Source organism: Nocardioides secundeburneus, from assembly GCF_039939255.1.
Taxonomy (GTDB): domain Bacteria; phylum Actinomycetota; class Actinomycetes; order Propionibacteriales; family Nocardioidaceae; genus Nocardioides.
The window spans coordinates 445989-457982 of the sequence record NZ_JBDUUE010000003.1 but is presented as its reverse complement, the minus strand read 5'-3'; the positions used below and the strand labels follow the sequence as shown (position 1 = coordinate 457982).

12 protein-coding genes are annotated in these 11994 nt (G+C 72.7%); 4 read left to right on the top strand and 8 right to left on the bottom strand.

The window, feature by feature from the left end; translation table 11 throughout:
• Nucleotides 1-55: 55 nt before the first annotated feature.
• Nucleotides 56-445: an RNA polymerase-binding protein RbpA gene (locus tag ABFT23_RS10385; protein WP_347894866.1), complete on the top strand. Its 390-nt coding sequence runs from the start codon at nucleotides 56-58 to the stop codon at nucleotides 443-445.
• Nucleotides 446-478: 33 nt separating this feature from the next.
• Here the strand turns inward: ABFT23_RS10385 and ABFT23_RS10380 are convergent, their stop codons facing one another.
• The 7 genes from ABFT23_RS10380 to kdd form a co-directional block, all read right to left on the bottom strand.
• Nucleotides 479-967 carry an FxsA family protein gene (locus tag ABFT23_RS10380; protein ID WP_347894864.1) on the bottom strand — a complete coding sequence of 163 codons (489 nt, stop codon included), beginning with the start codon at nucleotides 965-967 and terminating at the stop codon, nucleotides 479-481.
• A 52-nt stretch (nucleotides 968-1019) separates the two neighbouring features.
• On the bottom strand, nucleotides 1020-1763 hold the full coding sequence (locus ABFT23_RS10375) for a polyprenol monophosphomannose synthase (RefSeq protein WP_347894862.1): 744 nt from the start codon (nucleotides 1761-1763) through the stop codon (nucleotides 1020-1022).
• Nucleotides 1760-3268 (bottom strand): apolipoprotein N-acyltransferase, encoded by a 1509-nt coding sequence (gene lnt, locus ABFT23_RS10370; RefSeq protein WP_347894860.1) that lies wholly within the window; start codon nucleotides 3266-3268, stop codon nucleotides 1760-1762. Before lnt ends, ABFT23_RS10375 begins: the two co-directional genes overlap by 4 nt.
• 473 nt (nucleotides 3269-3741) lie before the next feature.
• On the bottom strand, nucleotides 3742-4131 hold the full coding sequence (kal, locus tag ABFT23_RS10365; RefSeq protein WP_347894858.1) for a 3-aminobutyryl-CoA ammonia lyase: 390 nt from the start codon (nucleotides 4129-4131) through the stop codon (nucleotides 3742-3744).
• Complete coding sequence (gene kamE / locus ABFT23_RS10360; protein ID WP_347894856.1) at nucleotides 4131-4886, bottom strand: lysine 5,6-aminomutase subunit beta; 756 nt, start codon at nucleotides 4884-4886, stop codon at nucleotides 4131-4133. The genes kal and kamE overlap by 1 nt, the downstream gene beginning before the upstream one ends.
• Nucleotides 4883-6481, bottom strand: coding sequence for a lysine 5,6-aminomutase subunit alpha (gene kamD / locus ABFT23_RS10355; RefSeq protein WP_347894854.1), 1599 nt, complete (start codon nucleotides 6479-6481; stop codon nucleotides 4883-4885). Before kamD ends, kamE begins: the two co-directional genes overlap by 4 nt.
• Entirely contained in the window at nucleotides 6478-7539 is a 1062-nt protein-coding gene (gene kdd / locus ABFT23_RS10350) for an L-erythro-3,5-diaminohexanoate dehydrogenase (protein ID WP_347894852.1), read from the bottom strand. Before kdd ends, kamD begins: the two co-directional genes overlap by 4 nt.
• A 148-nt stretch (nucleotides 7540-7687) precedes the next feature.
• On the opposite strand from kdd, the gene ABFT23_RS10345 reads away from it, so the two are divergent.
• Nucleotides 7688-9142: a KamA family radical SAM protein gene (locus ABFT23_RS10345; RefSeq protein WP_347894850.1), complete on the top strand. Its 1455-nt coding sequence runs from the start codon at nucleotides 7688-7690 to the stop codon at nucleotides 9140-9142.
• A gap of 103 nt (nucleotides 9143-9245) precedes the next feature.
• Here the strand turns inward: ABFT23_RS10345 and ABFT23_RS10340 are convergent, their stop codons facing one another.
• On the bottom strand, nucleotides 9246-9722 hold the full coding sequence (locus ABFT23_RS10340; protein WP_347894848.1) for an Lrp/AsnC family transcriptional regulator: 477 nt from the start codon (nucleotides 9720-9722) through the stop codon (nucleotides 9246-9248).
• A 107-nt stretch (nucleotides 9723-9829) separates the two neighbouring features.
• On the opposite strand from ABFT23_RS10340, the gene ABFT23_RS10335 reads away from it, so the two are divergent.
• Both ABFT23_RS10335 and ABFT23_RS10330 read left to right on the top strand, forming a co-directional pair.
• Entirely contained in the window at nucleotides 9830-10771 is a 942-nt protein-coding gene (locus ABFT23_RS10335; RefSeq protein ID WP_347894846.1) for a 5'-3' exonuclease, read from the top strand.
• Between the two features lie 8 nt (nucleotides 10772-10779).
• Entirely contained in the window at nucleotides 10780-11988 is a 1209-nt protein-coding gene (locus ABFT23_RS10330) for an NAD(P)H-binding protein (protein WP_347894844.1), read from the top strand.
• Nucleotides 11989-11994: the final 6 nt, after the last annotated feature.

Here is an 11994-nt window from a genome sequence, read left to right as displayed (position 1 = left end):
AGACGTCGGGCTGATCACGCCCGACCAGACCACGCACTACTAGGGGAGGTGCCTCATGGCGGAGCGCACATTGCGTGGCGCACGACTCGGCGGCCAGAGCTTCGAGGACGAGCGCGGCATCGAGTTCGCGGCGCGTCAGCAGGTCGGCTACCGCTGTCAGCAGGGCCACGACTTCGAGATCACGATGTCGGTCGAGGCCGACGTCCCGGCGGTGTGGGAGTGTCCTCGCTGCGGCGCCGAGGCGCTCAGCACAGCCGGCATCCAGCGCGAGGAGAAGGCCGAGAAGCCGGTCCGCACGCACTGGGACATGCTGCTCGAGCGTCGCTCGGAGAAGGAGCTGGAAGACATCCTCAAGGAGCGTCTCGAGCTGCTCCGCGGCGGCGAGATCGGCCCGGCGCACCTGCACCGGCCGGCGCCCAAGCGCAAGGCCCGCGCCAACGCCTGACCGGCCGGGCGACCTCGCCCGGCCCCCGACGCCTCAGTCGTCGACCACCTCACCCCGGACCACCGGTCCGGGGTGTCGTGCGTCCGGGCCCAGTCGTCCGTCGCCCAGGCGCGAGCCGTCGACGGGCCCGGCCACGGTGAGGCGGGTGCCGACCACGCCCGAGAGCATCCGCCGGAACACCGGTCGCGTCAGCGGCAGGATCACCAGGATGCCCACGACGTCGCTGACGAAGCCCGGCAGCAGCACCAACGCCCCGCCGACGAGCACCAGCACCCCGTCGGTCAGCTCCTCGGCCGGCATGCGACCGCTCTCGAGGGCCGCCGTGAGCGCACGCCAGGCCCGCGCGCCCTCGCGCCGCACCACCCAGCCGCCGAGGAGGCTGCCGAGCACCAGCAGGAGGATCGTCCACCACCCGCCGACGGCCTGGCCGACCTGCACGACCACGAGCACCTCAACGGCGACCCAGGCCACCGCGGCCAGCAGGAACCACGAGAGCCGACGGCGAGCACGGGTCGTTGCCATGCTCCGAGCCTAGAGGCCGCGCTCAACGCGGCTCAGCGGTCCGGGCAGCGACTCAGCGACCCAGCAGACGACGCACCTGGTCGCGGCGCTCGCGCAGGCCCCAGAGCGTGATGCGCCGCAGTGACTCGGTGGCGACGGCCGGGCTCATCTTCGACTCGCCGCGCACCCGTTCCACGAACTCGATCGGCACCTCGCGCACGACCAGACCGGCGTGCAGCGTGCGGGCGACCAGGTCGGTCTGGAAGACGTAGCCGGTCGAGCGGACCTGGTCGAGGTCGATCCTCTCGAGCGTGCGGCGCCGGTAGAGGCGGTAGCCGGCGGTGGCGTCGTGCACCGGGATGCCGAGCAGGAGCCGCACGTAGAGGTTGCCGCCGCGCGAGAGGGCCTCGCGCCGCAGCGGCCAGTTGACGACGCTGCCGCCCGGCACCCAGCGCGAGCCGATGACGAGGTCGGCGCCGTCGTCGAGGGCCGCGACGAGCCGGTGCAGCTCCTCGGGCTGGTGGGAGCCGTCGGCGTCCATCTCGCCGACGACGTCGTAGCCGCGCTCGAGGGCCCAGGCGAAGCCGGCCAGGTAGGCCGCGCCGAGCCCGGCCTTGGCCGTGCGGTGCAGCACGTGCACCCGGTCGTCGGACGCCGCCAGGCGGTCGGCGATCGCGCCGGTGCCGTCGGGCGAGGCGTCGTCGACGACGAGGACGTCGACCGCGGGCTGGGCGGCGTGCAGGCGCGCGAGGATCCACTCCAGGTTGGCCGCCTCGTCGAACGTCGGCAGCACCATGACGATGCGCCCGGGGCTCATGCCTGCTCCTCGTCACGGGTCCGGCGACGGACGACGACGCCCCAGGCCAGCCCGAGCAGCGCGACGAACGGGGTCGTGGCCCGCAGCACCGTTCCGACTCCGAGACCGGGCGTGCTGCCCTGCTTGAGCTCGACGGTCTCGACGACGACGTCCTGGGTGCGCCGCTCGGTGCGGTCGACGACCGTGCCGTCGGGGGCGATGACGCCGGTGACGCCGTTGATCGCCGCCACGACGACGTAGCGCCCGCTCTCGATCGCGCGGGCGCGGGTGATCGCGAACTGCTGCTCGATCTGGTCGGTGAAGATGAACGAGGCGTTGCTGGTCTGCACGGCGAGCATCTCCGCGCCGTTGTCGACCTGGGTGGCGATGCCGTCGTCATAGGCGATGTCGAAGCAGATGTTGTCGGCCACCTGCACGCCGGCGACGGTCAGCGGCGTGCTGCGGCTGCCGCTGAGCATGTCGCGCGGGATGCGGGCCAGCTGGCCGGAGTTGACCCAGCTGTCGGGCAGGTGGTCGCGTAGCGGGATGTACTCGCCGTAGGCCACCGGGTGGCGCTTGGCGTAGCGGTCGCCCGCCCCGGTCGCGGGGTCCCACACGATGCCCTGGTTGAGCACGTGGTCCGGACCGGCGCCGACGATCGCCCCGACCAGCACGGGCACGCCGATCGCCTCCACGGCCCGGGTGATGCCGGCGTTGATCGTGCGGTCGCGGAACGGGTCGGTCGCGGTCGAGTTCTCCGGCCAGACGACGAAGTCGGGACGGGCCACCTCCCCTGCCGCTACCCGGTCGGCGAGGTCGACGGTCGCGTCGACGTGGTTCTGGGTCAGCTGCTCGACGTCCTCGAGCACGTCGTTGCCGCGTCCGGGCACGTTGCCCTGGACGGCGGCCACGGTGGCCTCGCCGGTGGTCTCGAGGCGCCAGGGCACGAAGGTGGGCAGCACGGCCACGGCGGTCACGGCCACCACGGCGGCGCCGGCGTAGAGGCGCTCGTCGCCGCGGCTCGCGAGCACCACGCGGGCCAGGAGGAAGCCGACGAGGGCGACGACGAGGCTGACGCCGTTGACGCCTACGTAGGCGAGCAGGTCGGCGAAGGGCGTGTCGACCACCCCGAAGCCCAGCCGGCCCCACGGCATGCCGCTGAACGGCCACGTGGCGCGGATGGTCTCCATGGCCACCCAGGCGCAGGCGAGCCACGCCGGCCACGAGCGGAGTCGTTGCAGCACGGGCGAGAACGCACCGAGGATGCCGTAGAACAGCGCCTCGACGCCCGCCAGCGCCAGCCAGGCGGGCAGGCCGATCGACGGGCTCATCCAGTAGATGTGCGGGAAGTAGAACGCCACGCCGAACACGAGGCCGACCACGAACCCGGCCCGGGGGCGCAGGTCGCGCGTGGTGAGCGCGTAGGCGGCCAGCGAGAGCGGCATGACGTAGGCGAACGCCACCGGTTCGTAGGCGAAGGAGAGCACGACGCCGGCCAGGGACGCGGCCAGGAGGCGACGCAGCACGCCGAAACGGTACCCGGACCACCCGGCGCGGCCGACGGCAGCGCCGTCCCGGGCCACAGCGTGGGCGGCCCGGGAACGGCTGCGCGTCGCAGGGACCCCGCGATCCAGCGCCCCGGCTCCGGCCGTTCCCGGCCACGACGGGCTGCCGTGACGGGATCGTTGTCTCGGCCTGGGGGGCCTTCCCGCGTCCGCTCCCGTCGGCGCGGACCGACCTCCGCGAACCATGCTCACCACGATGTTGGCGCTACACCTGATGAGCCTCGGCCACTCGGACGTCGGTCCGCGCGCAACGACCTGCGCGAGCGAACGGCGGCTAGGTTTCCGTGGCCGCGTGCGGGAGTCAACAGCGCGCTGACCTGCGAGGACGCGCAAAGCCGCAGGTCAGGAGAGGGTCCCTTGCGTCGAAATAGCCCGAGAAATAGTCCCTCGGCACGGCGTGTCGTCGCCGACACTCCGACGAGCTGCGATAAGGCTCACGGCACGACCACGGTGCCGGTGGCGGTGGTGGCCAGCAGCGGCGGTGCGAGCACCTCGGCGCGGCCGGGCTGCGCCTCGGTCGCCGCCCCTCGGGCCACCACGTGCACGGCGAACTCCATGACCCGTGAGCGGGTGCCGGCCCGTACCAGCTCGGCGGTCACCTCGAGCACGTCACCGGCGCGCACCGGGGCCTTGAACTGCACGTCGTCGTAGGAGGCGAACAGGCCCTCGTCGCCGTCGGTGACGATGCACAGCTCGGTGGCGACGTCGCCGAACAGGCCGAGGCTGTAGGCGCCGTCGACGAGGTTGCCGGCGTAGTGGGCGTGGGCGTAGGGCACGTAGCGGCGGTGCACGACGCGGGTGCCGACGAGGTGGTCGTTGGACATCAGGCGACCTTCCCACGGGGCCCGGCCGGGCCGGGCGCGAGCTTGTGGGCGATGAACGAGGCGACCTCGCCGGGCGTCGTCCCGCGGCCGAAGACGCGGTCGACGCCGAGCTCGGCGGCCATCGTCTCGTCGAAGCGGGGACCGCCGACGATGAGCAGCGGACGCCGGTCGGAGGGGTAGGACTCGCGGAAGGCCGCCGACATCTCGCGGGTGTTGAGCAGGTGGGCGTCGCGCTGGGTGACGACCTGGGAGACCAGGACGGCGTCGGCCTTCTCGGCCCGCGCGCGGTCGACCAGCTCGGGCACCGAGACCTGCGCGCCGAGGTTGACCACCTTGAGCTCGCGGTAGTACTCCAGCCCCTTCTCCCCCGCGAACCCCTTGATGTTGAGGATGGCGTCGATGCCGACGGTGTGGGCGTCGGTGCCGATGCAGGCCCCCACGACCGTCAGCCGGCGCCGGACCGAGCGCTTGACCGCCGCGTTGACCTCCTTCGGCGTCAGCAGCGGGTAGTCGCGCTCGACGACCTGGACGACGCTGGGGTCGACGACGTGGTTGACGCGGCCGTAGACGACGAAGAACGTGAAGCCCGGCCCCATCGGCTTGGCGTGCACGACCAGGGCGGGGTCCATGCCCATCTTGTTGGCCAGCTGCACGGCCGAGCCCTCCGCGACCTTCGAGTGCGACATCGGCAGCGTGAAGCTGAGCTGCACCATGCCGTCGCCGGTGGTGTCGCCGTAGGGCATGACGACGCTCATCGGGTGGCTCCTTCGTCGAGCAGGTCGGTCGCGGGGTTGTAGTAGGCCGCCGACTTGCGGGCGACGCCGTCGAGCCCGCGGCCGGCGTCGGCGGGCCGCTTCATCAGCCCGAAGGTGCCGTCGGCGATGGCGCCGAGCAGTCCCCCGCCGTCGCCGTCGACGATGCGGTCGAGCAGCTCGATCGACTCGGCGAGCACCTGGTTGGCGCGCTGGACGATGAAGCCGTCGGGCGCGGGGTGGAAGTCCTCGTGGAGGCGGCCGGCGGCGTCCATGACGTAGCGGACGTTCTGCAGGGCGATGTCGCGGTCGGAGAGCCACGGCGTGACGACGGCCTCGGTCATCATGCCGACGAGCAGGATGCCCTGCCCGGTGAGGGCGCCGGCGAGGTTGAAGAAGCCGTCGAGCAGGTTGCCCTTGAACACGTCGCCGGTCATGTGTCGCGTCGGCGGCATCCACTTGAGCGGGGCCTTCGGGAAGACCTCGCGGGCCAGCAGTGCGTGGGCGAGTTCCATGCGGAAGGAGTCGGGGATGGACGGGTCGATCTCGAAGGCGTGCCCGAGGCCGAGCTGCCAGTCGTCGAGGCCGGCCTCCTTGGCGAAGTACTCGTTGAGCAGCTGGCTGGTGGTGACCGTGTGGGCGGCCTCGACGGCGTCGGCGGTGGTGAGGTAGTTGTCCTCGCCGGTGTTGATGATGATGCCGGCCCGGGCGTGCACCTGACGGCTGAACCGCTGGTCGACGAAGGTGCGGATCGGGTTGATGTCGCGGAAGAGGATCCCGTACATCGAGTCGTTGAGCATCATGTCGAGCCGCTCGAGGCCGGCCAGGGTCGCGATCTCGGGCATGCACAGACCGCTGGCGTAGTTGGTGAGCCGCACGTAGCGCCCGAGCTCCTTGCTCGACTCGTCGAGCGCGGCGCGCATGAGCCGGAAGTTCTCCTGCGTGGCGTAGGTGCCGGCGTAGCCCTCGCGCGTCGCGCCCTCGGGCACGAAGTCGAGCAGGCTCTGCCCGGTCGAGCGGATGACGGCGATGACGTCGGCGCCCTCGCGCGCGGCCTGCTGCGCCTGCGGGATGTCCTCGTAGATGTCGCCGGTGGCGACGATGAGGTAGATCCACGGTTGGCGCGGCGCGTCGCCGTGGCGCTTGATGAGCCGCTCGCGCTCGACGCGCCGCTTGTCGATCACCCGGACGCCGGCCGCGACCGCCCGCCGGCTGGCGGTGCGCGCCCGCTGGGCGTCGCGGCCCTCGGGCAGGCGGAAGGTGATCGAGCCGGCTGCGGCCTTCTGGGCGAGCACGGCCAGGTCGTCGGCCTCGCCGCGCACCAGCGCGTCCCAGACCGGCAGCGCGACCCCGTGCTCGAGGCCCCCGACGTCGTGCAGGTCGGCGCGGACGACGTCGAGCAGCCGGTTGACCCACGGGGTGCCCTCGTCGTCGGCGCCGCCGAGACCCGCCATGCGCAGCGTGGCGCGCTCGACGGCGACGGTGGTGTGCTTCTTGGCCAGGGTGACGATGGGGCGTCCGGCCTTGCGGGCCAGGCTGCGCGCGTGCTTGACGGTGGCCGGGTCGAGGTCGAGCTTGCCGAAGCTGGGCCGGGTCATGCCTCGAGCCTGCTCTCGAACAGGGCCCGCACGCCGTCGTGGCCCCGCAGCAGCTCCAGCGCGTAGGCGGCGTGACCGGGCACGTAGCCGTTGCCGACGAGCATGCGGACGTCGGCGGCGAGGCCCTCGGCGCCGAGCGCGGCGGCCGAGAACGACGTGGCCATCGAGAAGAAGACGACCGTGCCGCCCTCGGCGGTGGCCAGCACCGCGCCCCCCTCGCAGCCGGGCACGTCGACGCACACCACCGTCACGTCGGCCGGCCCACCGGCCTTCTCGACGGCGTCGCGCAGCGCGACCGGGTCGCGGGCGTCGGCGATGGTCACCTCGTCGGCCAGCCCGGTCGGCGCGAGCAGGTCGGCCTCGGCCTGGTGCGGGACGACGCCGATGGTCGTCGCGGCCCCGGCCTGGCGCGCGGCGGCCAGCGACAGCGAGCCGGACTTGCCGCCGCCGCCGACGACGGCGACCGTCGGGGTGCGCCCTGCGGCGACGTACTCGCCGACGACGCGGGCGGTGAGCGCGGGGGCGCCGCAGACGTCCATCACGGCCAGGCTGAGCGCGGGGTCGAGGTCGTCGGGCAGCACCGCGGCGATGGAGCGACCGAAGAGCACGGCGTAGCCGTCACAGGGAACCTGCTCGCCGAGCCCGTCCCAGGCGGCGAGGCCGTCGTCGACGACCAGCGGGGTCAGGGTGAGCGAGACCAGGGTCGCGACGCGGTCGCCGACGTCCAGCCCGAGGGGCGAGTCGGGGCCGACCTCCTCGACGGTGCCGACCAGCATGCCGCCGGACCCGGTCTCGGGGTTCTGCATCTTGCCGCGGCTGTGCACGATGTCGAGCACAGCAGCACGGATCGCGTCGCCGTCGACCCGGCCGTCGACGGTGTGCACCCGCTCGAGCTGACGGTAGGAGGCGGCGTCGAGGTTGAGCCGCTCGACGCGGATGCGCACCTCGTCGGGCCACAGCTCACGGCGGGTGTCGAGGCGCTGCGCGGCCTGGGGCAGGACGACGGGTCGGTCGAGCACGCGGTGCAGACCGGTCGGGTCGCTCTCGGGGCGGGTCACAGGCAACGTCCTTCGTGGTTACGGCACTGAAACAGGAAGACTTGCGGTCGTAGGTTGTGTGGACCGGATGATCTGCCCGTATCGTAGGCCACATCGCGCCCCGGGCGCAGCCAGCGGAGCACGAGTCCACGAGAGAGTCAGAGGCGAGATGAGCATCGAGACCAGCATCGGCCTGGAGTCCGGCCAGCCCTACCCCTACCGTCAGGTCGAGCTCGTCGAGCCCGACTGGACCCGGTTCCCGGGCTGGTCCGGCGTCACGGCCGAGGAGTGGGCCTCGGTGCAGTGGCAGCGGGCCCACTGCATCAAGAACGTCAAGCAGCTGCGCGCCCTGCTCGGCGACCTCGTCGACGAGCGGTTCTACGCCGACCTCGAGCGCGACCAGGCCGAGCGGGCCACGATGTCGATGCTCGTGCCGCCGCAGATGATGAACACGATGGTGCCGCAGGCCCCGGTCGGCGGGCCCGGCTCGCTCACCGAGGCCTTCTACGCCGACCCGGTGCGCCACTACATGATCCCGGTCTTCAGCGACCGCCGCACCGACTTCTCCTCCCACCCGCACGCCACCCGCGACTCGTTGCACGAGCACGACATGTGGGCCACCGAGGGCCTCACCCACCGCTACCCCACCAAGGTGCTCGCCGAGCTGCTGCCGACCTGCCCGCAGTACTGCGGCCACTGCACCCGCATGGACCTCGTCGGCAACTCCACGCCCACCGTCGACAAGCTCAAGTTCGTCGCCAAGCCGACCGACCGCGTCGAGTCGATGCTCGACTACCTGCGCCGCACCCCGACCGTGCGCGACGTCGTCGTCTCCGGCGGCGACGTCGCCAACCTGCCCTGGCCCCGTCTCGAGGCCTTCTTGACCGCGCTGCTCGAGATCGACAACATCCGCGACATCCGGCTGGCCACCAAGGCCCTCGTCGGCCTGCCGCAGCACTGGCTGCAGCCCGACCTCGTCGAGGGCATGAGCAAGGTCGCGGCCACCGCCCGCTCGCGCGGGGTCTCGCTGGCGATGCACACCCACGCCAACCACGCGAACTCGATCACCCCGGTCGTGGCCCAGGCGTCACGGGCGATGCTCGACGCCGGCCTGCGCGACGTCCGCAACCAGGGTGTGCTGCTCAACGGCGTGAACGCCGACCCCTACGCCCTGCTCGACCTGTGCTTCCGCCTGCTCGACGGCGCCCAGATCACGCCCTACTACTTCTACATGTGCGACATGATCCCGTTCTCGGAGCACTGGCGGGTCTCGGTCGCCGACGCCCAGCGCCTGCAGCACCACATCATGGGCTACTTGCCGGGCTTCGCCACGCCACGCATCGTGTGCGACGTGCCGTTCGTCGGCAAGCGGTGGGTGCACCAGCTGGCCTCCTACGACACCGAGCGCGGCATCTCCCACTGGACGAAGAACTACCGCACCTCGATCGAGACCGACGCGGCCCACGACATGGACCGCACCTACGAGTACTACGACCCGATCCACACCCTGCCCGCCGAGGGCCAGGCGTGGTGGGCCGCGCACGCCGACCTCGACTCGACCGCACTCAAGGCCGCCGAGGTCGCCGAGGCCTCGCGCCGCACCGCTGCGCTGCAGGCCTGGTGACAGCGCGGACGGCGCTTGCCCCGGCCCGCGCTGTTGATGGTGGTCGAGCGAGCCGTCGTCGGGCGAGCTTGCTCGCCCCGACGAACCGGCGTGTCGAGACCCCTCAAGTGCGGCGTGCAGGCTCTTCCCCGCCGACGACCGGCCGACTCTCGTAGGGCGTCGAGAGCACGATCGTGGTACGGGTCGAGACGTTGGCCGCGGCCCGTACCCGGGCCAGCAGGGCCTCGAGGTCGACCGGCGTCGCCACCCGGATCTTGAGGATGTAGGACTCGTCGCCGGCCACCGACCAGCACGACTCGATCTCGGGCAGGTCCTTGAGCCGCTCGGGCGAGTCGTCGGGCTGCGAGGGGTCGATGGGTCGGATCGAGATGAACGCGGTGAGCGGCAGGCCGATCGCGTCGTGGTTGACCGTCGCGCCGTAGCCGAGGATGAGGCCCCGCTGCTCCAGCCGCTTGACGCGTTGGTGCACCGCCGAGGTCGACAGCCCGGTGGCCCGGCCGAGGTCGGTGAACGACATCCGGCCGTCGGCGGAGAGCAGCTCCAGGATGCGGCGATCGGTCGCCTCGAGCTCTGTCGTCACGCGCGCACCCTACCGAGACGCGTGGTCTCCGACCGCGAGCCGTCCACCGGTGGCGCGACGGCCGACGCCGTCGTCCGCCTCCGGGACGCCGTGGCAGGATGCGGCGCGTGACCAGCGACGTCCGCCGCCTGCTCCTGCTCGACACCGCTTCCATGTACTTCCGGGCCTACTTCGGCATGCCGTCCTACGCCGCCCCCGACGGCACCAACGTCAACGCCGTGCGCGGCATGCTCGGCTACGTCGCACGGCTCGTCGACGAGTACCGGCCCTCCGACCTGGTCTGCTGCTGGGACGACGACTGGCGCCCGCAGTGGCGCGTCGACCTGATCCCGTCGTACAAGTCGCACCGGGTCGTCGAGGAGGTCGAGAGCGCCCCCGACGTCGAGGAGGTCGAGGACGAGCTCGGCCGGCAGGTGCCGCTGATCCGCGAGGTGCTCGAGGCGTTCGGCATCTGCGTGCTCGGCGCGCCCGGCTACGAGGCCGACGACGTCATCGGCACCCTCGCCACCGGGGCCGGCATGCCGGTCGACGCCGTCACCGGCGACCGCGACCTGTTCCAGCTCGTCGACGACGACGCCGAGGGCGGCCCCGTCCGCATCCTCTACATCGGCAAGGGCGTCGGGCGCCACGAGCGCGTCGACGAGCAGTGGGTGCGCGAGAAGTACGGCATCGAGGCGCGCCAGTACGCCGACTTCGCGACGCTGCGCGGCGACGCCTCCGACGGCCTGCCGGGCGTCGCCGGCGTCGGGGAGAAGACGGCGGCGTCGATGCTGCAGAAGTTCGGCGACCTCGACGGCATCGTCGCGGCCGCCGGCGACCCGTCGTCCGGGCTGGCCAACGGCCCCCGGGCTAAGATCAAGGCGGCCGCCGACTACCTCGCGGTCGCGCCGGAGGTCGTCGCCGTGGCGCGCGACATCGAGCTCGACCGCAGCCGCACCACCCTGCCGACCGCGCCCCCCGACCCCGACCTCGTCGCCTCCCTCGCCGAGCGGTGGGGCCTCGAGAGCCCGACCGAGCGGCTGCTCGGCGTGCTCGCCGCCCAGGCGTGAGCGCGCCGATGAGCTCCCACGAGATCCGCTCGTCGCCGTCCAGCGGACTGCGCTGGCTGACCGGTGTGCTGATCGGCGGCGTCGTGTTCATGGTGTTCCTGGCCGGCGCCTGCTTCGTCGGTCTCACGACCCGCGAGCTCAGCGGCACCGCCACGCTGTACGCGGTGGTGATCGGCGCCCTGGGTGTGTTCGGTGCCGTGCGTGGCCTTCGAGGCGTCGCGCAGCTGCGGGCCGCGGCGCAGCCTGCCGTGATCGCCCGGCTCGACGACGACGGCCTGCACGTGCTCGACGGCCTGCTCCCCGACGACCTCCCCGACGACGCGCCCGAGAACCTCGGGTGGTCGACGTACCCGTGGTCGTGGATCACCTCGGTGTCGTGGACGACGCTCGAGCTGCGCAAGGTCAAGGCGCTCGGCACCGACGTCCCGCTCGAGGTGCTGCGGTTCACGCTGGCCGACGACCGGCTGCCCGACGAGGGCGCCCTCGAGCGCCCCGACCTGCGCCAGGCCGGGGCGCTCCTGCGGCTGACCCCGGGCCAGGCGCGCACCGTCCTGGTGGGCGAGGCCGGCCGCACCACGTTCGGGGAGGCGCTCGCGTGGATCGGGAGCCGCTACCCGGCCGTGCCCGTCGTGCGTGGCACCGCCCTGCCCTGGTCGACGCCGGCCGACGACGACCGGTGGAGCGGGAGCCCGCGTGTCGCGGTGGTGGGGGCCAACGGACGCCTCGGCCGGCACGTCATCGACGCGCTCACCGCCCGAGAGGACGCGCCGGCGGTCGCCGTCGTCCGCAACGAGGCGCACCGGGCCCTGCTCGAGCGCGCCGGTGCCGAGGTGCGCATGGTCGACCTCGCCCAGGGTGTCCGCCCGGTCGCCGACGCGCTGCGCGGGTGCGCCGCGGTCGTGGTCGCGGCGAGCGAGCACGCCGACGTCGTCGTCGAGGCGGCCCGGTTCGCCGGTGTGCAGCGCTTCGTCATGGTCGCCGACGCCTCGCAGGGTCGCACGGTCGGCCTGGCCGCCGGCAGCGGTCTGTCGTGGACGGTGTTCCGTCCCGAGCGTCTCACCGACGACGCCGCCACGGGCGAGGTCGACCTCGGCGCGGGCGTCGTCCCGGGCTCGGTGCCGCGGGCCGACCTGGCCCAGGTGCTGGTCGCCGCGATCCGCGACGAGGGCTCGGTCGGCGACGTCTGGCCGATCACGGGGGCTCCGGCCGCGCGCTGACGGCGA

What these genes read in the sequence shown, in the direction of transcription:
- kamD (WP_347894854.1), bottom strand. Translation starts at nt 6,481, where the DNA reads ATGACCCGGCCCAGCTTCGGCAAGCTCGACCTCGACCCGGCCACCGTC.
- kal (WP_347894858.1), bottom strand. Translation starts at nt 4,131, where the DNA reads ATGTCCAACGACCACCTCGTCGGCACCCGCGTCGTGCACCGCCGCTAC.
- ABFT23_RS10380 (WP_347894864.1), bottom strand. Translation starts at nt 967, where the DNA reads ATGGCAACGACCCGTGCTCGCCGTCGGCTCTCGTGGTTCCTGCTGGCC.
- ABFT23_RS10385 (WP_347894866.1), top strand. Translation starts at nt 56, where the DNA reads ATGGCGGAGCGCACATTGCGTGGCGCACGACTCGGCGGCCAGAGCTTC.
- ABFT23_RS10345 (WP_347894850.1), top strand. Translation starts at nt 7,688, where the DNA reads ATGAGCATCGAGACCAGCATCGGCCTGGAGTCCGGCCAGCCCTACCCC.
- ABFT23_RS10330 (WP_347894844.1), top strand. Translation starts at nt 10,780, where the DNA reads ATGAGCTCCCACGAGATCCGCTCGTCGCCGTCCAGCGGACTGCGCTGG.
- ABFT23_RS10375 (WP_347894862.1), bottom strand. Translation starts at nt 1,763, where the DNA reads ATGAGCCCCGGGCGCATCGTCATGGTGCTGCCGACGTTCGACGAGGCG.
- kamE (WP_347894856.1), bottom strand. Translation starts at nt 4,886, where the DNA reads ATGAGCGTCGTCATGCCCTACGGCGACACCACCGGCGACGGCATGGTG.